Below are 23,291 nucleotides of genomic sequence, written 5' to 3' on the forward strand. Positions count from 1 at the left end.
GACCCAAGAAGATCTTGGGGCTGTGCTGGAACAGGGTCGCCCGAGCCGCTACCCCTGCGCAGGCAATGCGCGGATAGTCTTGTCTTCGCCTGAAAGCGGGCCGCGCGCCGAGGTGCGGAGCTGACCGTGAAGAAGTTTCTCGTCGCCGCCGCCATCCTGCCGGTTCTGGTCGGCGCCGGCGCCTTCGCCGAGATCCAGCTGCACGAGCAGGGGCGTCCCGTCGCCAGCACGGCGATCCGGCCCGGCGGGGCCGCCTTTGCCCCGGCGCCAATCCCGGCGCACTGGGTCGTCGCGGGCGATCCGGTCACCGAGGTCGCGGAAGTCGCGCAGACCCATGACGGGAGCGCGCAGGTCTACCTGTGGCGCACCACGGCCAGCACGTTCCGCTGGACCCACCACGCCGACGAGATCGTCACCATCCTCGACGGCGAGGTCTTCATCACCGACGCGGATGGCCGGCGCCATCACCTGACGCCGGGCGACGTGGCGCATTTCCCCGTGGGATCCGTCCAGCTCTGGGAGGTGCCCCGGACGCTGCTGAAATCGGCCATCCTCAAGCATCGCAGCCCCACCCTGATCGAGGCGTCCCTGCGCTGGCTGCGCCGGGCCCGCGCCCTCGTCACCGGCTGAGATCAAGGCGCGGCCCGCCGGTGCGTCCCGACGCGCGGCGCTGCGCGGGCGCCGTCGAGGGTGGATTCCGCAAGCGGGTGATACGGCTTGCTAAAACATGGCGCGGCATCATCCGGTTTCCGATGCCGCGAACCGATCTCATGGCCCGACACCGCGACACGCAGCTCGACGCCGCGCGCGGCCTCGCCGTGCTGCTGGTCCTCTTCGGCCACCTCCTGCAGCCCGTCTTCTACGGCCCGTCGGGGCCCAACCCGGGGCCCGCCCTCGCGGTCTGGCGGGTCATCTACGCCTTCCACATGCCGTTCTTCTTCCTGCTCTGCGGGATGGTCGACCGGGTCAGGGGGGATGAGGATATCGCCGCGGCGAGCCTCTCCGCCCTGAAGCTCGTCCTCACGGCGCTGGCGTTCAGCACCCTCGCGCTGATCCCGCCGCTTCTCGACGGCACCGTTTCGCCGGGGAGCGCACTCCTCGACATGCTGCGCGCCCGTGACCTCAGCCTGAGCGTGCTCTGGTTCCTGGTCGCCCTGGGGCTGGTGCGGGTGGTCTACGCCGCCGCGCTCGCCCTGACCTTTCCCCATGCCTATTGGGTCGTTCTGGGCGCCGCCCTGGCCGTGTCCTGGATCTGCAGCGCGCAGGCCTTCCCGTTCTGGCAGATCCACGCGCTCCTCGGCGCCCTGCCGTTCTACGTCGCGGGCCGGCGGCTCGGCCGGCGCGCGCTCGACGCGTCCGCGCTGCTCGGCGTCTGCGGTCTGGCCGTGCTCCTCCTCTGCGCGCCGCGGAACTTCGTCCATGTCGCGACGGGGCAGTACGGCAACCCGGCGCTCTTCGCCGTCACGGCCGTGGCGGGCTGCGGGTTCATGCTGGCGGTCGCGGACCGGCTGCGCGGTCCGCCGCGCGCGGTGGCGGCCTTCCTGGGGCGGACGAGCTTCGATCTCTACATCGTCAGCGGCGCCTTCCTGCTCCTGGCGCCGTATCGTCCGGACTGGGACAGGTGGGGTCTTCTGGTGCTGCTGGCCGCCGTCGGTCTGCCGCTGCACCTGCTGGTAGCCCTGTCGCTGCGAGGGCCGATCCGGGCCGTCCGCAGGGGCGCCGAGGGCGTGGTCGACGGGCTGGCCGGCCGATGGCGCCTGCGGGCTCGGATCGACGCGCCCGGATCGACGCGGCGAAGCCGGGCTTTTCCGATGCGGATCCTTAAGACTTGTGCGGGACCATCCCCGGCCAGTCCGGCCTCAAGACCTTCGATGACAGCGCCACACGCGATCGGCCCCGATGTTCGCTGAGCGCCCCCGAGGTCGCGTCGGCAGCTGGCCTCTGATCGCCGCCATGCTGGTCGCGACCGGCGTCTGGATGGCGATCGCCGGGCTGAGCTTCGCCTGGGACAGCGCGCTCGTCACCCTCGGCGCCTGCCTGGGCCTCGAAGCCCTGGCGCTGGTCTATCGCACGCGCCGTCCCGAACCGCGCATCGCGGCCACGCTCGACGGCCTAGCGCAGGTCATCGCCTTCAGCGCCTGCGCGGCCGCCCTGTCTTACGCCGTGGCGAGCACCGGCGGGCCGCTCTGGGACGCGACCTTTTACGCCTGGGACCAGCGGCTCGGTCTGGACTGGCGCGCCTACCTGGCCTTCGTGGACGGCCATCCGCGGCTCGGGCTGGTGCTCTCGCTCGCCTATCGCAGCCTGATCCTGCAGACCATGCTGGCGGTCATCTTGCTGGGCTTCAGCGGCCGGTTGCGGGCCCTGCAGGACTTCGTCCTCGCCTTCGCCATCGCCGGGACCGTGACGGTCCTCATCTCGGCGCTGACGCCAGCTATGGCGAACTTCGAGTTCCTGGGACTGTCTCCGGCAGACTTCCCCCAGCTGGAGCCGGCCGCGGCCGACGTCCATGTCGCGGATCTGACCGGCCTGCGCGACGGCACGCTCCGGACGATCTCCCTCGATCGTGTCGAGGGCATCATCACGTTTCCGAGCTTCCACGCGGCTTTGGGCGGCCTCTACATCTGGGCCTTCTGGAGCGTACGCGCGGCGCGGTTCCCGGCCCTCCTGGTCAACGCCCTTCTCATCGCCGCCACGCCGATCGACGGGGGCCACTACTTCGTCGACGTGATCGCCGGACTGGTCGTCGCCGCCCTGGCGATCTGTGCCGCGCGGGCCCTCGGGGGGAGGCCGGCTCCGGAGGCCGACCGCCCGCTCGTCTCCGAGTCCGGTCCCGCTCCGGAGCGGGCCTGACGCCCGCTCAGAGCGCTTCGCCCCGCATCAGACGCGGCCGGGATCCGCGCGCGGCCGCGGCCTCGCCGATGAAGAAGCGCTTGAGCCCCGGCAGCCGGTCCACGATCCCGAGGCCGAGGTCGCGGGCGAGGCGCAGCGGCAGGGCGTCGTTCGAGAACAGACGGTTCAACCCGTCGGTGGCCGCCGCCATGGCGAAGCTGTCGAAGCGCCGGGCGCGTTCGTAGGCGCGCAGCACGTCGGGTCCGCCGGGATCGAGCCCGAGACGCAGCGCCTCGGTCACGGCCTCGGCCAAAGCCGCGGCATCCGCGAGCCCGAGATTAAGGCCCTGGCCGGCGATCGGATGGATCACGTGGGCGGCATCGCCCAGCAGGGCGAGGCGCTCGGCCCGGAAGGCGCGGGCGATGCCGAAGGCCAGGGGATGCCGGCTCGGGCCGTGCTCCAGCGCGAGGGTCCCGAGATCCAGGGTGAACCGCCGCTCGATCTCGGCCAGCACCTCGTCGGGCCCGCCGGACAGCAGGGCCTCGGCGTCGTCCGAACGTTCGGTCCAGACGATGGAGGAGCGGTGCCCCAGGGGGCCGCCGTCCCGCAGCGGCAGGATCGCGAACGGGCCTGCGGGCAGGAAATGCTCGACGGCGCGTCCCCCGTGCGGCCGGGCATGGCCGATGGTCGCCACGATGCCGACCTGCGGGTAGGACCAGCCGACCCAGCCGATCCGCGCCGCCTCGCGCAGCCGCGAGCGCGCCCCGTCGGCGGCCACCAGCAGATCGCCCCGCAGGGTCTCGCCGGTCGTCAGCACCGCACCGATCGCCGCACCCTCCGGCACCGCGCGCACGACCCCCGCGGCGACGATCGACACCCCCGCCCCCCGGCAGGCCTCCGCCAGGGCTTCGGCCAGCGGTTCCGCCTCGATCATGTGGGCGAAGGGTTCGCCGGGGTCGCGGTCGTCCTCCGCCTCGCGGCCGAAGGTCAGGAAGACCGGCCGCACCGGGTCGGCGAGGCGGCTGTCGCTGATGACCATCTCGGTGATCGGCTCGGCCGCCTCCGCGACGCGGGGCCACAGGCCGAGGCGGTCGAGCATCCGCCGGCCGCCCGCCGCGAGGGCGTAGGCGCGGCCGCGATGCCGCCCGGGATCGGCGCGGCCCGGATCGATCACCGTCACGGCGAGCGCCGGTCCATGGGCCTGCTTGAGCGCCAGGGCCAGGGCGAGGCTGGGCAGGCCGCCGCCGGCGATCAGGAGGCGGCGGCTGCCGGGTCGGGGCGTCTCGGCCGTCATCGTGGCGGATCTCCTTCGGTCGCGCATGCGGGACGCGTGGATTGGTGCATTCGAAAAGCCTATGTCGCACGCGGACAACGAACGGAAACCCCGCGGGTCATGACCGACGCCAACACCGACGCGATGACGGATGCCGTCGCCGAGCTGATCGCCATCCTCGATCTGGAGCGGCTGGAGGTCGACCTGTTCCGCGGCCAGAACCCCAAGACGGGCTGGCGGCGGGTCTTCGGCGGGCAGGTGGTGGCGCAGGCGCTGGTCGCCGCGACGCGGACGGTGCCGGACGACCGCCCGGCCCATTCCCTCCACGCCTACTTCCTCCTGCCCGGGGACCCCCGGACGCCGATCGTCTACGAGGTCGAGCGCATCCGGGACGGACGGAGCTTCACGACCCGCCGGGTCAAGGCGATCCAGCACGGGCGGGCGATCTTCGCCACGACCGTCTCCTATCAGGTCGTGGAAGAGGGCCTGACGCACCAGCCGGCGATGCCCGCGGTGGCCGGACCGGAGGGTCTCCTCGACGGCAAGGCCCTGGCGGCCGCCGGCTGCACCGGGATGCCGGAGGCGATCGCGGCCTATTTCGGTCGCGAGCGGCCGATCGCCCTGCGGCCGGTCGACCTGAACCGCTACCTGCCCGCGGGCGCGGGCGGCCGGGCCCCCGACCCGATCTTCAATGTCTGGCTGCGCGCGGCCTCGGCGCTGCCGGACGATCCGGCGCTCCACCGGGCCGTGCTGGCCTACGCCTCCGACATGACCCTGCTCGACGTCTCGCTGATCCCGCACGCCCGCTCGGTGTTCGATCCGGCGATCCAGGCCGCGAGCCTCGACCACGCGCTCTGGTTCCACCGGCCCGTCCGGATCGACGACTGGCTCCTCTACGCGCAGGACAGCCCGGTCGCGGGCGGCGCCCGCGGCTTCGCGCGGGGTCAGATCTTCGACCGGGCCGGCAACCTCGTGGCCTCGGTCGCCCAGGAGGGTTTGATCCGCCCGATCCGGGATTAAAACGCGATCCGGCGCGTGCGTTGCCGATCCGCAACATCGCTGTGTGCACGGAATCGTGCAGTTTGCCTTATCGTTGTGCGGCTCCTGCGCCGGGTCTGCCCGGGATGTGATCGATCCGGGCTAATCGATGGGCAGAATGACGATCCGCGAAAATGTTCCCAGCCAAGCGCGACTGGCATAGTCCTTGAATAGCGGCTTGCGACCGCGGGTCATCCCGAGCTTGCGGATGGTCCGGGCCGGGCCATCCCGCAGTCGGGTGACGGCAACGGTTCCCAAGGACTTCGAAGGGGGCGTCGCCCATGAAAATCGTGATGGCCATCATCAAGCCGTTCAAGCTCGAGGAGGTGCGCGACGCGCTCACCGGAATCGGCGTCCACGGCCTGACGGTGACGGAAGTGAAGGGCTATGGCCGCCAGAAGGGCCACACCGAGATCTACCGCGGCGCGGAATACGCGGTGAGCTTCCTGCCCAAGCTGAAGATCGAGGTCGCCGTCGCCTCCGACCTGACGTCCAGCGTGATCGACGCCATCGCCGGGGCTGCCCGCACCGGCCAGATCGGCGACGGCAAGATCTTCGTGATGCCGCTGGAGAAGGCGGTGCGCATCCGGACCGGCGAGACCGACGCCGACGCCCTCTGATCCGCGGCCCGGCGCGTCCGGGCCCGCCGATGTCGAGACCTTCTGACACAACACGGATTTAAGACCGGGAGCCACGTGCCCATGAAACTTCGTCATGCCCTCATGCTCGGCTTGGGAGGGGCGGCCATCGCCGCCCTCCTGATCGAGCCCTCCCTCGCACAGACGCCGACCCCGGAAGCCGCTTCGCCGCCGCCGTCGCCGATCCCCAACAAGGGCGACACGGCCTGGATGATGATCTCCTCGGCCCTGGTGCTGATGATGAGCATCCCCGGCCTCGCGCTGTTCTACGGCGGCCTCGTGCGCACCAAGAATATGCTGTCGGTGCTGACCCAGGTCTTCGCGATCGTGTCGATCGTCGGCCTGCTCTGGGTGTTCTACGGCTACAGCCTCGCCTTCACCAACGGCGGCGGCCTCAACGACTTCGTTGGCGGTCTCTCGAAGGCCTTCCTGAAGGGCATCGACGCGAACTCGACGGTGGCGACCTTCTCGAACGGCGTCGTGATCCCGGAATACGCCTATCTGTGCTTCCAGATGACGTTCGCCATGATCACGCCCGCGCTGATCGTCGGCGCCTTCGCCGAGCGGATGAAGTTCTCCGCGCTGGTGGTGTTCACGATCCTCTGGGTCACGATCATCTATTTCCCCATGGCCCACATGGTCTGGTACTGGGCCGGCCCGGACGCCGTCGGTAACGCCGCCAAGGCGCTGGCCGCCGCCACCGACGACGCCTCGAAGGCGACCGCCCAGGCGGCCCTCGACGCGGTCAACAAGGATGCCGGCTTCCTCTTCCAGAAGGGCGCCCTGGACTTCGCCGGCGGCACCGTTGTCCACATCAACGCGGGCATCGCGGGCTTCGTCGGCTGCCTGATCATGGGCAAGCGCATCGGTTACGGCCGCGACCTCCTCGCCCCGCACTCGCTGACCATGACCATGATCGGCGCCTCCCTGCTGTGGGTCGGCTGGTTCGGCTTCAATGCCGGCTCGAACCTCGAGTCCAACGGCACCGCCGCGCTGGCGATGCTCAACACCTTCGTGGCGACCTGCGGCGCCGCGGTGGCGTGGCTGTTCGCCGAGTGGGCGCTCAAGGGCAAGCCGTCGCTGCTCGGCATGCTGTCGGGCGCGGTCGCCGGCCTCGTGGCCGTCACCCCGGCCTCCGGCTTCGCCGGCCCCATGGGCTCGATCGTGCTCGGCCTCGTCGCCGGCGTGGTCTGCTTCGTGATGTGCTCCACCGTGAAGAACGCGCTGGGCTACGACGACTCCCTGGACGTCTTCGGCGTCCACTGCGTCGGCGGCATCCTGGGCGCGCTCGCGACCGGCATCCTGGTCGATCCGAACCTCGGCGGCGTCGGCATCCCCGATTACACCTCGAAGCCGGGCGAGCTGGCGGTCGGTGCCTACGACATGGTGAGCCAGGTCATCATCCAGGCGGAGGCGGTCGGCCTGACGCTCCTGTGGTCGGGCCTCGGCTCGGCGATCCTCTACAAGCTCGTCGACGTGACGATCGGCCTGCGTGTCACGCAGGAAGAGGAGCGCGAGGGCCTCGACATCGCCGATCACGGCGAGCGCGCCTACAATTACTGAGACGGGACGGCGCGGCCCTGCGGGGCCGCGTCCAGGCAAACGAAAACCCCGGCTCCGAAAGGGCCGGGGTTTTTTGCGTCAGGCCGTCACCGCTTCGCTGCGCCGCGCTCGCGATGACGATGCGGGGCTGCGACCGGGCATCGACCCCGACGCTTTTACGCCGCCCGCGTCAGCGCCGCCTTCTCCTCCGCGAAGGCCCAGTCGAGCCAGGGCGTCAGCGCCTCCAGATCGGCGGTCTCCACGGTGGCGCCGCACCAGATCCGCAGGCCCGCCGGGGCGTCGCGATAGGCGCCGATGTCGAGGGCGACGCCCTCGCGGTCGAGGCGCTCCACGATCCCCGCCGCGAAGGCCGAGACCGCCGCGTCGCCCCGGGCGAGCACGTCCGGATCGGCGATCACGAGGCAGACGCCGGTGTTGGAGTAGGTGGCGGGATCGACGGCCAGCGGCGCGATCCAGGGCGTCCGGGCGACCCAGTCGTAGATCGCCCGGGCGTTGGCGTCGGCCCGCGCGTGCAGCGCCGGGAGGCCGCCGATCCGCTCGGCCCAGTCCAGGGTGTCGAGGTAGTCCTCCACCGCCAGCATCGAGGGCGTGTTGATCGTGTCGCCCTTGAAGATGCCCTCGATCAGCTTGCCGTCCTTGGTGAGGCGGAAGATCTTCGGCAGCGGCCAGGACGGCGTGTGGCTCTCCAGCCGCGCCACGGCGCGGGGCGAGAGGATCAGCATGCCGTGCGCCGCCTCGCCGCCCATCACCTTCTGCCAAGAGAAGGTCACGACATCGAGCTTGTCCCAGGGCAGGGGTTGGGCGAAGGCCGCCGAGGTCGCGTCGCAGATCGTCAGGCCCTCGCGGTCCGCCGCGATCCAGTCGCCGTCCGGCACCTTCACCCCGGCCGCGGTGCCGTTCCAGGTGAAGACCACGTCGCTCCGCTGGGTGTCGATCGCCGCGAGGTCCGGCAGGATCCCGTAGGGCGTCTGGTGGATGCGGGGCGCGATCTTGAGCTGCTTCAGCGCGTCGGTGACCCATTCCTTGCCGAACGCCTCCCAGGCGGCGACCTCGACGGGCTTCGGCCCGAGCATCGTCCACATCGCCATCTCGACGGCGCCGGTGTCGGAAGCCGGCACGATGCCGATCCGGTACCCGGCGGGCACCTGCAGGACGGACCGCGTCAGGTCGATGGCCCGGGCGAGCTTGGCCTTGCCGAGGGGCGAGCGGTGCGACCGGCCCAGCGCGGCGTCGGCCAGGGCGGCCGGGGACCAGCCGGGCCGCTTGGCGCAGGGGCCGGAGGAGAAATGAGGCACGCGCGGGCGCTGCGTGGGGCGGCTGGTCATGACGGATCCATCCTTGCAGAGGGACGCTCCTCCGCGGGGAGACGTGTCCCGGCTCGCGCATGCGCCGAAACCCGCCGGCTTGCAAGCGCTTGTTCCGTCAGCAGTCTTCGCGTCGATGCCCCTGCCCGGGACAATGCGTCGAGACGCGGGGAACAGTCGATTAATCCAGGCCCGTTAGCCTTAATGCGGTGCCGCGTTGCGTTTGAGGTGCGCCGATGTCTTTCCACAGCGCCGCGATATTGGCGATTTGGTCAGTTCTTCTCTTGGTTATTGGGGCCTTAATACCCCGCGTCGTGCTGGCGAGCCGGACGCCGCGGCTCGTGCCGCAGCCGCTGCAGCTCGATCCCTTGGACTACGACCGCGACGGCCCGGTGATCGACCTCGAGCCGGCCTGACCGGGGTCGCCCCCGGCGCGCAGGTCCGGGCGCCGCTCGGCGGTGATCCGCTCGGCTTCCGCCCGCCGCCAGCGGGCGATGGCCGCATGGTTGCCGCCGGAGAGGACGTCCGGGATCGCGCGTCCCTCCCACGCACGGGGCCGCGTGTAGTGCGGATATTCCAGAAGCCCGCCCTCGAAGCTCTCCTCGACGCCGGATTCCATCTTGCCCATCACGCCCGGTAGGAGCCGCACGCAGGCGTCGAGCACCACCAGGGCGGCGATCTCGCCGCCGGACAGGACGTAGTCGCCGATCGAGACTTCCTCCAGGCCGCGTCCGGCGATCACGCGCTCGTCGACGCCCTCGAAGCGGCCGCAGACGATCAGCGCGCCCGGTCCCGCCGCGAGGTCGCGGACGCGGGCCTGGGTGAGCGGCCGGCCGCGCGGCGACATCAGCAGGCGCGGGCGCGGATCCTCCGCCCCGGTCGCGGCGTCGATGGCGGCGCCGAGCACGTCGCAGCGCAGCACCATCCCGGCGCCGCCGCCGGCCGGCGTGTCGTCCACGGAGCGGTGGCGGCCGAGGCCGTGCGCGCGGATGTTGCGGGCCTCCAGGGTCCAGTCGCCGCGCGCCAGGGCATCGCCCGACAGGGAGACGCCCAGCGGGCCCGGGAACATCTCCGGATAGAGGGTGAGGATCGTGGCCCGCCAGGGCGTGTCCGCGCGTGTCATGGCGCTTGATGGCGTGCCGGGTGCGGCACGGTCAACGGACCCGGCACCGTCGGGGCCCCCCGCGGGTTGTCGGCCATGATCCGTGCCCTCGCTGTCCTCTCCGTCGCCCTGGCCGGCCCGGCCCTCGCCGCCGAGCCGCTGGGCCCCCCGGGTGCGCCTGCGGGCGCCTTTCCCAGGCCCGACCGGCCGGTGGCCGAGATCGTCGCGCCGCGCTGGTCCTCGGAGGCCGAGCGGGACAAAGCCGGCGAGTTCGAGCAGGTCGCCAAGGGGATGGGCATCGCCCCCGGCGAGACCGTGGCGGATATCGGCGCCGGCAGCGGCTACTACGTGGTGCGGCTGAGCCCCCGGGTCGGGTCGGCGGGCCGCGTGCTCGCCGAGGACGTGACGCCCGCCTACCTGTCGGCCCTGGAGACGCGGGTGAAGGCGCTGAAAAACGTCACGGTGGTGCGGGGCGAGCCCCATGATCCGCGCCTGCCGCCGGCCTCGGTGGATGCGGCGATCCTCGTGCACATGTACCACGAGATCACCCAGCCCTTCGGCCTGCTCCACAATCTCGCTGCGGGGATGCGCCCGGGCGGGCGCGTCGGGATCGTGGATGCCGACGCGATCCCCTCGCGGCACGGCACCCCGCCGGCGCTCCTGCGCTGCGAACTCGCCGCCGCCGGCTACCGGGAGACCGGCTTCCAGCCGCTGACCGACGGGGCCTATCTGGCGGTCTTCGCGGCGCCCGCGCCGGAGGCACGCCCGAAGCCGGAGGCGATCCGTCCCTGCCGGGACGACGCGACGGCGCGGTAGACGCGCCTCAGGAGCGCCAGCGCAGCTCGCGGCGCTCCAGCGGATTGACGAACGGGCGCCCGTCGCGGGCCGATTCCAGGGCCTCGCGCTTCAGCCGGAAATACCATTGCGAGGGCAGGTCGCCCTGGCCGAACAGGACCATGGTGGGCTTGCGGTCGAGCCCGTCCTGCGCGTGCTGAAGCACCTGCTGGTCCTGGGTGAGGAACTGCCGCATCAGCGGGCGCGCCACCGGCTTGAGCAGGTTCAGAGCCGGCATGCTCCAGTAGAGGGCGTTGGTGAGCAGCGTCCGGTCCGGCGTCAGCGGCGTCGCGAAGGTGTAGTTCGCCACCCGCTTCTCACCCGCGCGGATGCGCTCCAGCCGCACGCCGGGCAGGCGGAACTCGATCTCCACCTCGGGGACGCCGCCGAGCAGGCGGTAGACCGGCGAGCTCGTCGTGGTGGCGTGGCTCGTCATCACGAAGCCGTGGGGCACCGGCTGGAAGGTCTTCACCTTCTCGCGGAGCTGCTTCGAGGGCCGGAACCACCACGAATCGTGGACGAAGGCGACGTGCCCGGGATCGACGAGGCTCAGGGTGGTGAGGTCGAAGGAGGCCTCGACCACGAGTTCGACCACGAGGGAGCCGGCCGGCGCGAAATCCAGTGTGGGCACCTCCGGCACAGTCCCGGTGGCGGGACCGATATGCGGGTTGACCCAGAGGAAGCCGGCGCTCTCGCGGATGGGGAAGCGCTGCACCTGGATGCGGGAGAAGTCGGCCGCGTCGTGCTCCGACAGGGTCGGGACGTCGCGGCAGCGCCCGTCCGTGCCGAAGCGCCAGCCGTGGAACGGGCACATCAGGGTATCGCCGTCGAAGCGGCCCTTCGACAGGGCCATGCCGCGATGGGGGCAGCGGTCGCGCAGCGCGAATGGCGTGCCGTCGGGGGCGCGGCCCAGCACGATCTGCTCGCCGTTGAGTTCCACGGCCCGCAGGCCCGTCCGGCTGCCTGCCGTGCCGAGGCTCCGGGCCTGCCCGACGCAGTACCACGCATTGCCCAGAGGCTGGCGCATCGCGTCGGGATCGAGCGCGGCCTCGTCGGCGGGACGTTGCGGATTGGCGAAGGGCGCGTTCAAGGCGGTACGGGCTGACCTCGGGGCACCCGTCATACGCCCCGCCGGAGATGCGGGGAAGCGCGGGCCGGGAGAGGACAAACGGGCGCAGGCGCGGGGCTTCACAAGCCGGGCGCGGCCACTTACCTTCGCGTCACCCGCAACCAACGAAAGGAGGTGATCCAGTGTCTCATTGTCATCAGCCGTGTGTCTCGGCTCATCGGACCTGGACCGTCGCCTCCGGCGCGTCGCTCTAAGACGCGTCAGAGACCCGATCTCGGGACAGTTCCGCCGGACAGCACGGTTCGGCAATGGAAGGGCCACCCTCGCGGGTGGCCCTTCGTCGTTTCGGGGTTCGGATGCCGCGTCAGCGCCGCTGGGATTGGAACAGCGGCTGGGCCAGCGCCTCGGTCCGGGCGCGCCACAGGTCGCGCTCCTCGCGCAGGCCATCGCGCTCGCCGACCAGGGTCAGCCGCTCGGACCGCAGGGCGTCGCGGTCCGCAAGCGCCCGGTCGCGCTCGGCGCGCATCTCCTCGCGCTCGATCCGGAAGCGCTCCCGCTCCCCGCGGAACTCCTCGCGCTCGATGCGGATCTCTTCCTGCTCGGCCCGCAGATCCTCCAGCGAGCCGATCTCGTCGCGGATGTGCTCGCGCAGGGTCCGGATCTCCTCGGCCAGGATCGCCTGCAACTCGTCCTGGCGCCCGGCTTCCACGCGGAGCTTGGCCTTGAGCATCAGGTTCTCGGCCATCAGCTCGGCGATGTCGGGATCCTCGGTCGCCACCCGCGGCGCCTCGGGGGCCGGCACGACCCGGGGCGACCATGCCGCCTCTCCGCCGCGGACCCGCTTCGGTTCCGGCTGGGCCTCGGCCGGCCGCGCGTCGCCGTGCGTCTCCGTCGGCGCGTGGGCCTTCATCGCCGCCAGCCAGTCGCGGAGCGGGCCGGTGGCGGGGAAGCTGCCGGACTCGGTCGGCGAGAGGGAGCGGGCGGGTTCCGACATCGGAGGGCGTCCTGAGCGAATATGGCACGAAGACAATCCGAACATGCTTAACGTTCGGTAAAGCCGCACTTCGATCGGCCGCCCATTCCGGCACGCCGCCGCCGGCGGCGGGGCCGGAAAATTGACTTTCCGGCCGTGTACCGCTACGCCCCGCCCTCCCGATCCGTTGCAGATCGACCGATGCCAAGCCGACCGGTCCCATGAGACCGGAGGTCAACGCCCGACAGCGCGTCCGCGCCCTCGGGCGCGATGGGTGTTGGCCGATTCGCGGCGACGGGATCCGCCGGCCGAGGCATCCCATGACGCGCGATCAAGAAGCGTTGAACATCGAGGACGCGATCAACGAGACCTGCCCGTGGTCGGGCAAGCCGATCTCGGCGGATTCGCTGACCCTCTACAACGGGGCCGTGGTCGGCTTCTGCAACCCGGAGTGCCGGGACAAGTTCGCGAGCGCGGTGCGCGGCTTCGAGGCGGCCCTGCAGGCCCGCCGCGTCGAGCGCGCCGGGCTCGAACAGTGACGGCGGGGCTCTAGGATCATGTTCGAAGGCCTGTCCGACCGCCTCTCCGGCATCCTCTCGGGGCTGACGCGCCGCGGCGCGCTCACCGAGGCCGACGTCACCGCCGCCATGCGCGAGGTGCGGCGCGCCCTGCTGGAGGCCGACGTCGCCCTGGAGGTGGTCCGCGGCTTCACCGACCGGGTGAAGGAGAAGGCCGTCGGCGCCGTCGTGCTGAAGTCGGTGACGCCCGGCCAGATGGTCGTGAAGATCGTCAACGACGAGCTCGTGGCGATGCTCGGCACCGATGCCGAGACCGTGGACCTCAACGCCCCCGCGCCGGTGCCGATCCTGATGGTCGGCCTGCAGGGCTCGGGCAAGACCACCACGACCGCCAAGATCGCCCGCCGCCTCTCCGACCGCGAGAAGCGCAAGGTGCTGCTCGCCTCCCTCGACACGCGCCGCCCGGCCGCCATGGAGCAGCTCGCGGTGCTGGCCAAGCAGGTCGGCGTCGAATCCCTGCCGATCATCGCCGGCCAGTCGGCGGTGCAGATCGCCAAGCGCGCCATGGACGCCGCCCGCCTCGGCGGCTTCGACGTGGTGATGCTCGACACCGCCGGCCGCACCACGGTGGACGAGGGCCTCATGGCCGAGGCCGCCGAGGTGAAGGCCGCGACCCGGCCGCACGAGGTGCTGCTGGTCGCCGACGCGCTCACCGGCCAGGACGCGGTCAACACCGCCCGCGCCTTCGACGAGCGGCTCGGCGTCACCGGCATCGTGCTGACCCGCATGGACGGCGATTCCCGCGGCGGCGCTGCGCTCTCCATGCGCGCGGTCACCGGCAAGCCGATCAAGCTCGTCGGCGTCGGCGAGAAGGTCGACGCCCTGGAGGAGTTCCATCCGGCCCGCGTCGCCAACCGCATCCTCGGCATGGGCGACATCGTCTCGCTGGTCGAGAAGGCGGCCGAGACCATCGACCACGAGCAGGCGCTCCGCACCGCGGAGAAGATGCGCAAGGGCAAGTTCGATCTCGAGGACTTGTCGATGCAGCTCGCCCAGATGGAAAAGATGGGCGGCATCGGCGGCCTGATGGGCATGCTGCCCGGCATGGGCGCGATCAAGAAGCAGGTCGAGGGCGCCAACCTCGACGAGAAGATGTTCAAGCGCCAGCGGGCGATCATCTCGTCGATGACCCCGCAGGAGCGGAAGAACCCCGACCTCCTCAAGAACAGCCGCAAGAAGCGCATCGCGGCGGGCTCGGGGGTCGACGTCTCGGAGATCAACAAGCTGCTCAAGATGCACCGGACCATGGCCGACATGATGAAGGCGATGGGCCAGGGCAAGCGCGGGATCGGGCAGGCGCTCGGCTCGATGTTCGGCCTCGGCGGCGGTGGGATGGGCGGCGGCATGCCCGGCTTGCCCCCCGGCATGCCGGAGCCGACGCCGGAGCAGATCGCGCAGCTTGAGAAGCAGTTCGGCGGCAAGCTGCCGCCGATGCCGCCGGGCCTGGGCGGGGGCGGAATGCCTAAGCTTCCCGGACTTCCGGGCCTGGGCGGTCCGAAGCTGCCGGGTCTCGGTGGGTTCATGCCGGGGAAGAAGAAATGAGCATCCTCTCCGCTCAAGCCGTCGATCCCGAACTCGCGCGCCTGCGGGAGAGCATCGACAATTTCGATGCGGCGCTGATCCATCTTCTCGCCGAGCGCTTCCGCTGCACGCAGCGGGTCGGCGAGCTCAAGGCCCGAAAGGGGATCCCCCCTTCCGATCCGGACCGGGAGGCCCGTCAGGTCGCCCGGCTCCGCAAGCTCGCGGTCGAGGCCAAGCTCGACCCCGACTTCGCCGAGAAATTTCTGGCCTTCGTGGTCAAGGAAGTCATTCGGCACCACCAGTCGATCAAGGCGGACCACGAGTCCCAGATCGAGCAACAGCGAAAGTAGTCAGACCATGGCCCTCAAGATCCGTCTCACCCGCGGTGGCGCCAAGAAGCGCCCGTACTACCGCATCGTCGTCGCCGACGCCCGCGCCCCCCGCGACGGCCGCTTCATCGACAAGGTCGGCGCCTACGACCCGATGAAGGCCAAGGACGATCCGGCCCGCATCGTGCTCGACAACGAGAAGATCCAGAGCTGGCTCGCCAAGGGCGCGCAGCCGACCGACCGCGTCCTGCGCTTCCTCGACCAGGCCGGTCTCGCCAAGCGCCCGACCCGCAACAACCCGCAGAAGGCCGAGCCGGGCGAGAAGGCCAAGGAGCGCGCCGCCAAGCGCGCCGAGAAGGCCGCGGCGCCCGCCGAGGACGCCGCCGCGTAAGGCGCCCGATCATGGCGCGCCGCCCCGCAGGTTCCACGCCCCGCGACGGCGGCCGCCGCGGCCGCACGAGCTCGGCGATCGGCAAGATCGCCCCCGATGCGGCGACCTCGCCCAAGGCGCCGGCCCCCAAGCCGGCGCCGCTCCCCGTGCCGCCCGATCCGAACCTCGTCCTGCTGGGCGAATTCGGGCGGGCGCACGGCCTCAACGGCGAGGTGAGGCTCAAATCATACACCGGCGATCCGCGGGCGATCGCCGGCTACGGCGCCCTGCTAACCGCGGACGGACGGTCGTTGACGCTCGCCGACGTGCGTCTCGCCCCCGGTTCATCACCCGACATGCTGATCGCCCGGGTGAAGGGCGTCTCCGGCCGCAGCGCCGCCGAGGCGCTCAACCGCGTCGCCCTGTTCATCCCCCGCGACCGCCTGACGGCCCCCGAGGACGACGACGAGGTCTATACGGCCGACCTGATCGGCGCCACGGCGGTGGACGAGGCCGGGACACTCGTCGGGACGATCGTGGCCGTGCCGAACTACGGTGGCGGCGATCTTCTGGAGCTGCGTCCTCCGAACGGCGGCGCCACGGCGCTCCTGCCCTTCACCAAGGCCTTCGTGCCGGTGCTCGACATGGCGCAGCGCCGCGTCACCGTGGCGGCGCCGGAGGATCTGTTCGCGCCCCCGGGCGAGAAGCCCGCCGACGATCCCGGCTGAAGGGTCGGGCGCGGCCTGTCGAACGGTCGTCGCCCAGTCGAGGCAGCCCGTGCCCTCGCTCGTCCGGGCCGGGACGTCCGCGCCGGACGCGGCTCCGTTAGTTTTCTCCCGCGAATCTCTCTCGCGGTTCTCTCGTGCGCCGAGCCGGCCCTCGGAACGGGCCCAACCCGGGCCAACGCGCTGCCCATCGGCGCTGCGGCGGCGGATCTCCAGTCCGCCCTTCATCCCGAAAAAAGCTCGTCGGTCTGAGGCCCAGGACGGGCGCAATCCACCGGACGGGCCCTTCGCCGGACTGCCCGATGCGCACCCTCCGGCCGTCGCAGCGGCGGCGTCGGCCGAGCGACCGAGCGGCCTCAAAACCTGAAATTTAAGGCATCATTAACCATAGCAAGACCAATCTTCTCGGCGAACGACTTCTCTTTGAGACGCTTCGAGCCGATGCCCCGCTTCTTCATCGACCTGCACGACGGCTCGCAGCCGATCCATGACGAGGTCGGCTTCGAACTGCCGGACCTCCCCGCCGCCCGCGCCAAGGTGACCCGCATCATGTCGGCGATCGCCCGCGACATGCTGCCGGATGTCGAGCGTCAGGACTATGTCGCCTGCGTCCGCGACGGCGTCGGCAAGATCGTCTACCGGGCGCGCCTATCGCTCGCCGCCGAGATGGTGGAGTGAGCCGGCGGCGTCCCGCAGGCGCCTGAGGCTCCCCGTCGCGCCACCCGGGCGCTTGACCGGCCCCCGGATCCGGCCATCTCGGATCCATGAAACGGCGCAGCCTGCTCACGGTCGCGAGTGCGGCCACGGTCATGACGCTCGGCGGTGTCGGCTATGCCGCGCACCGGCGCGGCCGGAATCCCTATTACCGCGGCCCGACCTCCGACCATTTCGACGGTCTGCGGTTCTTCCTGCCGGAGCAGGCCACCGACAAGGCGCTGTCCGACGTGCTGCGCTGGCAGGCCAAGCGGCAGCGCGAGCCCTGGCCGAAGAGTTTTCCCAGCCCCTATCCCGCCGACCGGCCGCCCGAGCGCGTGGCAGGCCTGCGGGTCGTGCTGATCGGCCATGCGAGCTACCTCGTGCAGGTCGCCGGCCGGAACATCCTGATCGACCCGGTTTTCGCCAAGCGTGCGAGCCCGGTCCGGTTCGCCGGGCCGAAGCGCGTCAACCCGCCGGGCATCGCCTTCGCCGACCTGCCGCCCATCGATGCGGTGCTGGTCACCCACAATCACTACGACCATCTCGATGGGCCGAGCCTCGCCCGGATCTGGCAGGCGCACCAGCCGCTGATCGTGGCGCCGCTGGGCAACGACACGATCCTGCGCGGCTACGACGACACGATGCATGTCGAGACCCGCGACTGGGGGCAGTCGGTCGATCTCGGCGACGGCCTGCAGGTCCATCTCGTCCCCGCCAACCACTGGTCGGCCCGGGGCGTGAACGACCGGCGGATGGCGCTGTGGTGCGCCTTCGTGATCACCTCGCCCCGCGGCGTGCATTACCACGTCGGCGATACCGGCTTCGGCGACGGATCGCTCTTTTCCGACATCCGGGCCCGCTTCGGGCCGCCCCGCCTCGCGACGCTGCCGATCGGGGCCTACGAGCCGCGCTGGTTCATGCAGGCCCAGCACGTCGATCCGGCCGAGGCGGTGAGGGCCTTCGCGCTGCTCGGCGCCGAGCAGGCCCTCGGCCACCACTGGGGCACGTTCCAACTCACCGACGAGGGCGTCGAGCGGCCCGCGGAGGCGCTGACGGCCGCCCTCGGCGGGGCCGGCATCGCGCCCGGGCGGTTCCTCGCCCTCAGACCCGGCCAGGTCTGGGAGGTCTGACCAGAGTGGACCCGGGGCCCGGCCCGTCGGGCATGATGCATGCATCATTCGGTGTGCCGCATGGGGGCACGGTCCGGACAGCGCCGCCGCGCGCCTGAAGGCGTGTGCCGCGCCCTGCGACGCCCGCGCCTTCAGCCGAGAGACACGATGGACCCGATCAAGCCGACACGCCGATCCCTGATGGCCGGGGGCGTCGCCCTCGCCGCGCTCGGGGCGGCGGGCCGGGCCGGCGCGCAGGGCGCGGCCCCCGGCACCCTGACCTACGGCATCTCGATGACCGACCTGCCGCTCACCACCGGTCAGCCCGACCGGGGGGCCGGCGGCTACCAGTTCACCGGCCTGACCCTCTACGATCCCCTGGTCGCCTGGGAACTCGACGTCGCGGACCGGCCGGGCCGGATGGTGCCCGGGCTCGCCACCGCCTGGGAGGCCGATCCGGCCGATCCCAAGGTCTGGACCTTCCACCTGCGGGAGGGCGTGGCCTTCCACGACGGCTCGACCTTCGATGCCGACGCGGTGATCTGGAACTTCGACAAGGTGCTGAACAAGGAGGCGCCGCATTTCGACCAGCGGCAGGCCGCCCAGGTCCGGCCGCGCCTGCCCGGGGTCGCGAGCTACCGGAAGCTCGACGCGAAGACCGTCCAGGTCGTCACGAAGACGCCCGACAGCCTGTTCCCCTACCAGATGCTCTGGTTCCTGATCTCATCGCCGGCGCAGTACGAGAAGGTCGGGAAGGACTGGGCGAAGTTCGCCTTCGACCCCTCGGGGACCGGGCCGTTCCGGCTGGGGCAGCTGGTGCCGCGGGTGCGCCTCGAGTTGCTGCCGAACGTCGGCTACTGGAACCCGAAGCGGGTCCCGAAGCTCGCGAAGCTGACCCTCACCTGCGTGCCCGAGGATCTCGCCCGGGTGAACGCGCTCCTGTCGGGCAGCGTCGACCTGATCGAATCGCCCGCGCCCGACGCGGTGCCGCGCCTGAAGGCCGCCGGCATGCGGGTGGTGGGCAACGAGACGCCCCATGTCTGGAACTACCACCTGTCGATGCTGGAGGGCTCCCCCTGGCGCGACCTGCGCCTGCGCAAGGCCGCCAACCTCGCCATCGACCGCGCGGGCGTCGTCGAACTGATGGGCGGTCTCGCCCAGCCGGCCGTCGGGCAGGTGCAGGAATCGAGCCCGTGGTTCGGCAAGCCGAGCTTCAAGATCAAGACCGACGTGGATCAGGCCCGCAAACTCGTCGAGGAGGCCGGCTACTCGGTCAAGAACCCCGTGAAGGCCACGGTGCTGATCCCGACCGGGGGGACGGGGCAGATGCTGTCGCTGCCGATCAACGAGTTCGTCCAGCAGAGCTGGGCGGAGGTCGGCATCCAGGTGGAGTTCAAGACCGTCGAGCTGGAGGTGGCCTACACCGCGTGGCGCCAGGGCGCCGCGGATCCGAGCCTCAAGGGCGTGAGCGCCGGCAACATCGCCTACGTCACCTCGGACCCGTTCTACGCGATCCTGCGCTTCTACGATTCGCGGCAGATCGCCCCGAACGGGGTGAACTGGAGCCATTACCGCAATCCCGAGGTCGACGCCCTCTGCGACAAGGTCAAGGCGAGCCTCGATGTGGCTGAGCAGAACAGGCTGCTGGCGCGCATCCACGAGATCGTCGTCAACGATGCCGTGCAGGTCTGGGTGGTCCACGACACCAATCCGCACGCGCTTTCGCCGCGGGTGAAGAACTACATCCAGGCGCAGCACTGGTTCCAGGATCTCGCGACCCTCGCCTGACCGGACGTGCGGTGGGAATTGTGCCGGGCGGCGGTCCCGCGGCCGGTTAGGGCTTTCGGGATCCATCTCGCCGGGCGGAGCGGCGCCCCGTGCTGTCCCGCCGGGGCGCCGGCGCCTCTCTCGCGGATCGCCCGGGCCGCCGGCCGTGATTCGGTAAAGCTCCGGTGATTCGGCGCGGCGACGGATACTGAAACGCGCCGCCGCGCGCCGTCCGGCGACTATGCGCTCTCTTCAGGGGTCGGCTGCAGCCGGCCCCTTTCTCTATGTCCGTGCCCCCCGAGCCGCGCCGATCTGCCCTCGGGGCGCAATTTCGCACTTGCAGCATGAGGAGTCGGCGACTAGGAAGATCGGGCATAATTTTTCGGGAGCATCTGGCAATGACCCTTCGTTTCATCAGTGGCTTCGCGGCAGTGACCCTCGCGGTGTGCGGCCTCTCTGCTCCGGCCGCGCTGGCGAAGCCGATGGGCGGAGCGAGCGCCGTCAAGATGATCGACACCGACAACGACGGCACCGTCGACATGAAGGAAGTGGAGGCGGTGGCCTCCGCGACCTTCGATCGTCTCGAGAAGGACGCCGACGGGACCCTCGACGCCCGCGAGCTGAAGGGCCGCCTCAGCCAGGCCGGCGTGAAGCGGGCCGATCCGGACAGCGACGGCACCCTCGACAAGAAGGAGTACCTCGCGGCGGTCGGCGAGCGCTTCAAGATGGCCGATCCGGACAATGACGGCACCCTCGATGCCAAGGAGCTGAACTCCAAGGCCGGCAAGGCTCTCATCGCCCTCATCAAGTAAAACGGGCCGGTCGCTCCCAGTGGAGCACCGATGAGAAGGGCTCCCGCGGAGATGGCCGCGGGAGCCCTTCTGCGTTCGACAGGGCCTTCACCTTCGCGCGGGGCTCTGCAGGACCGAGCCTGCACGTAAAAGTTGTGGTTAACCGCGGGTAAATTCGCAGATCCATCCTCAACCCGGTTCGGCTGCGGCCCGAAAATCCTCTATCCCCCGTCCCCTGTCCCCGCCCTGTCGCCAGGTTCCGGACGGGCCTGCCCGATAGCCGCGCGGCGCAACCGGGCTGCGACGCTCGACCGCTCATCGACGGCCCGGAGGCCGGTTGACGCTTCTCAACCTGTGAGTGCAACCTCACGATGGTTGAGGGGCCAAGACGATGCGCAACGACCCACCGGAAGACGGAGCGAACAGGTTCGGGCTCGCGGATCTGTGCGCCATCGCGGAGGCGCCGCACGGGGACGCCGCACGGCCATCGGCGGAGGATGCGCCCGCCCTGGGCGCCGAAGGGGACGGGCAGGCCGCCGATGCGGGCGCCGCGGACCTGCTCGGCGAGATCGGCGACACGCTGATCGTCGCCTATCGTCTGGCGGTTCAGGACGGCGATCCGACGACCGTGACCCTCATCCGACAGGCCCTGCTGCATACCGGGCGTCGGCTGGCGCGGGGGATGTCGCCCGCGGAAGCCGGCCTATCCTGTCACTGAAACGGGATTCCCGCGGCAACCGGTCGATGCGGCGCTGCCCGCCATCATCGACCGGAGCGGCCCGGAGGGACGCCTAGGCGTCCCGGGACGCGCGGTCGAGGAAGGCCCGCAGATAGCCTCCGACGGCCTCGGCGCGCTCGACGGCCAGCAGATGGGCGGCGCGGGGCAGGACGAGGAGTTCGGCCTGGGCGATGCCGGCGCAGATCTCCTCGGCCATGGCCGGGGGTGTCGAAGGGTCGTCGCGCCCGGCGATCACCAGGGTCGGCGCGGTGATCGCGGAGAGCGCCGGCCGGAGATCCATGCACCCGATCGCCCCGCAGCACACCGCGTAGCCCGCCGGATCGCAGGCGACGAAGCGTTCACGGATCGCCTGGATCGCCGCAGGATCGCGCTGCGCGAAGCCGGGCGTGAACCAGCGCCCGAGCGTCGCCTCGACCACGGCCGCCAGTCCCTGGGCGCGAACGGTCGCGGCGCGCTCCTCCCAGCTCTGCGGGCTCGGCATATGGGCCGCCGTCGCCATGAGGGTGGCGCTGAGCGCGCGTTCGGGCTCGGCGCTCGCGAGGGCCTGCACGGTCATGCCGCCGAGGGAGAGGCCCACCAGATGGGCCCTGCCGATTCCGAGGGCGTCGAGCAGCCCCGCGAGGTCACCGGCCAGATCCGTCACCGTGATGGGCTGATCCCGGGTTTCCGAGCCGCCGTGGCCGCGCGTGTCGTAGCGCAAGGTGCGGTAGCGCCCGGTCAGGGCCGGCACCAGCGCGTCCCACATCTCCAGGGTCGCACCCAGCGAGTTCGAGAATGCGACGGCGGGAGCGCCTTCCGGCCCCTCGAGGAGGTAGCGGAACCCGATCCCTCCGATTGTGATCTGCGGCATGCGGTTGTCTCCGTCCAAGGTCTTCGCGAGGGCCTTCGCGCGAGGTCTTCGCAGATGTCACGCCGGCGCGACTGTCGGCGCCGACGCGCGCGGGGGCCTGTGCCGGCGCGGGGGCGTCACGGGGGCGGACGAGCCGGTCTGCGCCGCGGGCGCGGCGGCGGGGGGGTCATAAGCTGGCACAGCCTCCGCGGGATACGGTCTCCCTGTTGTCCATGCGAAACAATTGCGCGGCGGCACGATCCGTTATGGGCGTCGCACCGGACGCGGCCCATCGGATCCGCCCGGGCGCGGATGACGATGCCGCGAGCCCCCCGGCGCCGGCACGGATCGGGGTGCTGCCTTCAACATGGGTCAATGCACCGGCGGGGGAAACGTCCGACAACGAGCGCCGCGAGGCAGGAGGAGACGAGCGATGCACGACCCTTCGACTGGCGATGCCGCGATCCGACCGGCGGAGTTCTGGGACACGGTGGCCGGGCTTGTGACCGCCAAGGTCGAGCCGGTGATCGGCCGGGGCGACCGGCAGCGGGGTCCGGTGATCGACTACCTGCGCGACCTGGAAGCCCTGGCACGGCGGCAATGCGGCAGCCGCGAGACGGTCCAGATCATCGCCTCGGGCCGGCGGCTTCTCGGCGACCGCAGCGAGATCGGGCCGTCGGATGGTCCGTTCACCCACGCCTGAACGCGGCGCCCGGCGCCGCGCCTGATCGCGCGACGGATGGCCGGGCGGCTCGTCAGAAGCGCCCGCGGCGCGGCGGCTGAAGGGGCGCCGCGCGCGCCATCCGTGACCGGATCAGGTAGATCGCCCCCGCCACCACCCAGGCGGCGCAGGTCGGCGCCACCCATTGCTGCAGGTTCGGCAGCGACCACCCGTACAGGAACTCGGCGCCGAGATGCGCCTGCACGGCATCCCAGCCGGCATGCTTCAGGTCGTGTTCCCGCTGCCCGGCCTCGCGGCCATAGTAATAGGTCGAGACCACCAGCGCCGCGATGCCTTCGGGGCGGGGACTGCGCAGCAGGATCAGCGCGGCCGCCAGGCCGGCAGTCTCGAGGGTGGCCGTCAGGGCGTGGCTCATCGCGGGGTTCGCGACCATGAAGGCGACAAGCGTTCCGAGCATGGGCCGCCCTTACACCCATCGGGGCCGCCCGTCTCCGCAGCCTGCATCCGTGACCGGCGCAACGTCGTTGAC

The 23,291-nt window shown here is 71.1% G+C and carries 25 protein-coding genes; 18 read left to right on the plus strand and 7 right to left on the minus strand.

Annotation, left to right across the window (positions count from 1 at the left end; translation table 11 throughout):
• Window positions 1-126: 126 nt before the first annotated feature.
• From A3862_RS13575 to A3862_RS13585, 3 genes are all read left to right on the plus strand, one after another.
• Window positions 127-630: a cupin domain-containing protein gene (locus A3862_RS13575; protein WP_111473648.1), complete on the plus strand. Its 504-nt coding sequence runs from the start codon at window positions 127-129 to the stop codon at window positions 628-630.
• Window positions 631-770: 140 nt separating this feature from the next.
• Window positions 771-1,910, plus strand: a complete 1,140-nt coding sequence (locus A3862_RS13580) for an acyltransferase family protein (RefSeq protein ID WP_100794002.1) — start codon at window positions 771-773, stop codon at window positions 1,908-1,910.
• A gap of 43 nt (window positions 1,911-1,953) precedes the next feature.
• Window positions 1,954-2,853, plus strand: a complete 900-nt coding sequence (locus A3862_RS13585) for a phosphatase PAP2 family protein (protein WP_236961981.1) — start codon at window positions 1,954-1,956, stop codon at window positions 2,851-2,853.
• Window positions 2,854-2,860: 7 nt separating this feature from the next.
• On the opposite strand, the gene A3862_RS13590 is transcribed toward A3862_RS13585, so the two are convergent.
• The gene (locus A3862_RS13590; protein ID WP_043758941.1) at window positions 2,861-4,126 is read right to left on the minus strand and encodes an FAD-dependent monooxygenase; all 1,266 of its coding nucleotides are present in this window, start codon (window positions 4,124-4,126) and stop codon (window positions 2,861-2,863) included.
• 99 nt (window positions 4,127-4,225) lie between these two features.
• On the opposite strand from A3862_RS13590, the gene tesB reads away from it, so the two are divergent.
• The 3 genes from tesB to A3862_RS13605 all read left to right on the plus strand — a co-directional run bounded on the left by tesB (window position 4,226) and on the right by A3862_RS13605 (window position 7,344).
• The gene (tesB, locus tag A3862_RS13595) at window positions 4,226-5,125 is read left to right on the plus strand and encodes an acyl-CoA thioesterase II (RefSeq protein WP_100794001.1); all 900 of its coding nucleotides are present in this window, start codon (window positions 4,226-4,228) and stop codon (window positions 5,123-5,125) included.
• Between the two features lie 299 nt (window positions 5,126-5,424).
• Window positions 5,425-5,763, plus strand: a complete 339-nt coding sequence (locus A3862_RS13600; protein WP_010683623.1) for a P-II family nitrogen regulator — start codon at window positions 5,425-5,427, stop codon at window positions 5,761-5,763.
• Between the two features lie 81 nt (window positions 5,764-5,844).
• Window positions 5,845-7,344 carry an ammonium transporter gene (locus tag A3862_RS13605; protein ID WP_043381174.1) on the plus strand — a complete coding sequence of 500 codons (1,500 nt, stop codon included), beginning with the start codon at window positions 5,845-5,847 and terminating at the stop codon, window positions 7,342-7,344.
• Window positions 7,345-7,499: 155 nt separating this feature from the next.
• Here the strand turns inward: A3862_RS13605 and A3862_RS13610 are convergent, their stop codons facing one another.
• Both A3862_RS13610 and trmD read right to left on the minus strand, forming a co-directional pair.
• Window positions 7,500-8,669, minus strand: coding sequence for a phosphoserine transaminase (locus tag A3862_RS13610; RefSeq protein ID WP_043758940.1), 1,170 nt, complete (start codon window positions 8,667-8,669; stop codon window positions 7,500-7,502).
• Window positions 8,670-9,021: 352 nt separating this feature from the next.
• Complete coding sequence (trmD, locus tag A3862_RS13620; protein WP_043381166.1) at window positions 9,022-9,771, minus strand: tRNA (guanosine(37)-N1)-methyltransferase TrmD; 750 nt, start codon at window positions 9,769-9,771, stop codon at window positions 9,022-9,024.
• Window positions 9,772-9,846: 75 nt separating this feature from the next.
• Here trmD and A3862_RS13625 point away from each other — a divergent pair, with 75 nt between their 5' ends.
• Window positions 9,847-10,566 (plus strand): class I SAM-dependent methyltransferase, encoded by a 720-nt coding sequence (locus tag A3862_RS13625; protein ID WP_043758939.1) that lies wholly within the window; start codon window positions 9,847-9,849, stop codon window positions 10,564-10,566.
• 7 nt (window positions 10,567-10,573) lie between these two features.
• On the opposite strand, the gene A3862_RS13630 is transcribed toward A3862_RS13625, so the two are convergent.
• Together A3862_RS13630 and A3862_RS13635 are read right to left on the minus strand one after the other, a co-directional pair.
• On the minus strand, window positions 10,574-11,611 hold the full coding sequence (locus A3862_RS13630) for an aromatic ring-hydroxylating oxygenase subunit alpha (protein WP_052083878.1): 1,038 nt from the start codon (window positions 11,609-11,611) through the stop codon (window positions 10,574-10,576).
• Between the two features lie 406 nt (window positions 11,612-12,017).
• Entirely contained in the window at window positions 12,018-12,647 is a 630-nt protein-coding gene (locus A3862_RS13635; RefSeq protein WP_043381161.1) for a hypothetical protein, read from the minus strand.
• Between the two features lie 299 nt (window positions 12,648-12,946).
• On the opposite strand from A3862_RS13635, the gene A3862_RS13640 reads away from it, so the two are divergent.
• The 10 genes from A3862_RS13640 to A3862_RS13685 all read left to right on the plus strand — a co-directional run bounded on the left by A3862_RS13640 (window position 12,947) and on the right by A3862_RS13685 (window position 21,230).
• On the plus strand, window positions 12,947-13,165 hold the full coding sequence (locus tag A3862_RS13640) for a glutathione S-transferase (RefSeq protein WP_043381159.1): 219 nt from the start codon (window positions 12,947-12,949) through the stop codon (window positions 13,163-13,165).
• Window positions 13,166-13,183: 18 nt separating this feature from the next.
• Window positions 13,184-14,746: a signal recognition particle protein gene (gene ffh / locus A3862_RS13645; RefSeq protein ID WP_043349964.1), complete on the plus strand. Its 1,563-nt coding sequence runs from the start codon at window positions 13,184-13,186 to the stop codon at window positions 14,744-14,746.
• A complete protein-coding gene (locus A3862_RS13650) occupies window positions 14,743-15,075 on the plus strand; it encodes a chorismate mutase (RefSeq protein ID WP_043349961.1) in 333 nt (110 codons plus the stop codon). The genes ffh and A3862_RS13650 overlap by 4 nt, the downstream gene beginning before the upstream one ends.
• 7 nt (window positions 15,076-15,082) lie before the next feature.
• Window positions 15,083-15,445: a 30S ribosomal protein S16 gene (gene rpsP, locus A3862_RS13655; RefSeq protein ID WP_020092607.1), complete on the plus strand. Its 363-nt coding sequence runs from the start codon at window positions 15,083-15,085 to the stop codon at window positions 15,443-15,445.
• A gap of 11 nt (window positions 15,446-15,456) precedes the next feature.
• The gene (rimM, locus tag A3862_RS13660) at window positions 15,457-16,152 is read left to right on the plus strand and encodes a ribosome maturation factor RimM (RefSeq protein ID WP_043349959.1); all 696 of its coding nucleotides are present in this window, start codon (window positions 15,457-15,459) and stop codon (window positions 16,150-16,152) included.
• Between the two features lie 438 nt (window positions 16,153-16,590).
• On the plus strand, window positions 16,591-16,827 hold the full coding sequence (locus tag A3862_RS13665; RefSeq protein ID WP_111473649.1) for a DUF6894 family protein: 237 nt from the start codon (window positions 16,591-16,593) through the stop codon (window positions 16,825-16,827).
• Window positions 16,828-16,913: 86 nt separating this feature from the next.
• Window positions 16,914-17,975, plus strand: coding sequence for an MBL fold metallo-hydrolase (locus A3862_RS13670; protein ID WP_043349954.1), 1,062 nt, complete (start codon window positions 16,914-16,916; stop codon window positions 17,973-17,975).
• A 147-nt stretch (window positions 17,976-18,122) separates the two neighbouring features.
• A complete protein-coding gene (locus tag A3862_RS13675) occupies window positions 18,123-19,742 on the plus strand; it encodes an ABC transporter substrate-binding protein (RefSeq protein WP_111473650.1) in 1,620 nt (539 codons plus the stop codon).
• 377 nt (window positions 19,743-20,119) lie between these two features.
• Window positions 20,120-20,533, plus strand: a complete 414-nt coding sequence (locus tag A3862_RS13680; protein WP_043349950.1) for a histidine kinase — start codon at window positions 20,120-20,122, stop codon at window positions 20,531-20,533.
• A 370-nt stretch (window positions 20,534-20,903) separates the two neighbouring features.
• Window positions 20,904-21,230 (plus strand): hypothetical protein, encoded by a 327-nt coding sequence (locus A3862_RS13685; protein WP_043381150.1) that lies wholly within the window; start codon window positions 20,904-20,906, stop codon window positions 21,228-21,230.
• 73 nt (window positions 21,231-21,303) lie between these two features.
• On the opposite strand, the gene pcaD is transcribed toward A3862_RS13685, so the two are convergent.
• Window positions 21,304-22,101 (minus strand): 3-oxoadipate enol-lactonase, encoded by a 798-nt coding sequence (gene pcaD / locus A3862_RS13690; RefSeq protein ID WP_111473651.1) that lies wholly within the window; start codon window positions 22,099-22,101, stop codon window positions 21,304-21,306.
• 412 nt (window positions 22,102-22,513) lie between these two features.
• Here pcaD and A3862_RS13695 point away from each other — a divergent pair, with 412 nt between their 5' ends.
• Window positions 22,514-22,783: a hypothetical protein gene (locus A3862_RS13695; protein ID WP_043381144.1), complete on the plus strand. Its 270-nt coding sequence runs from the start codon at window positions 22,514-22,516 to the stop codon at window positions 22,781-22,783.
• A 52-nt stretch (window positions 22,784-22,835) separates the two neighbouring features.
• Here A3862_RS13695 and A3862_RS13700 read toward each other — a convergent pair whose 3' ends face one another.
• Window positions 22,836-23,219 (minus strand): hypothetical protein, encoded by a 384-nt coding sequence (locus A3862_RS13700; protein ID WP_043345682.1) that lies wholly within the window; start codon window positions 23,217-23,219, stop codon window positions 22,836-22,838.
• Window positions 23,220-23,291: the final 72 nt, after the last annotated feature.

Origin of the sequence: Methylobacterium sp. XJLW, from assembly GCF_003254375.1 — a bacterium.
GTDB lineage: Bacteria > Pseudomonadota > Alphaproteobacteria > Rhizobiales > Beijerinckiaceae > Methylobacterium > Methylobacterium fujisawaense.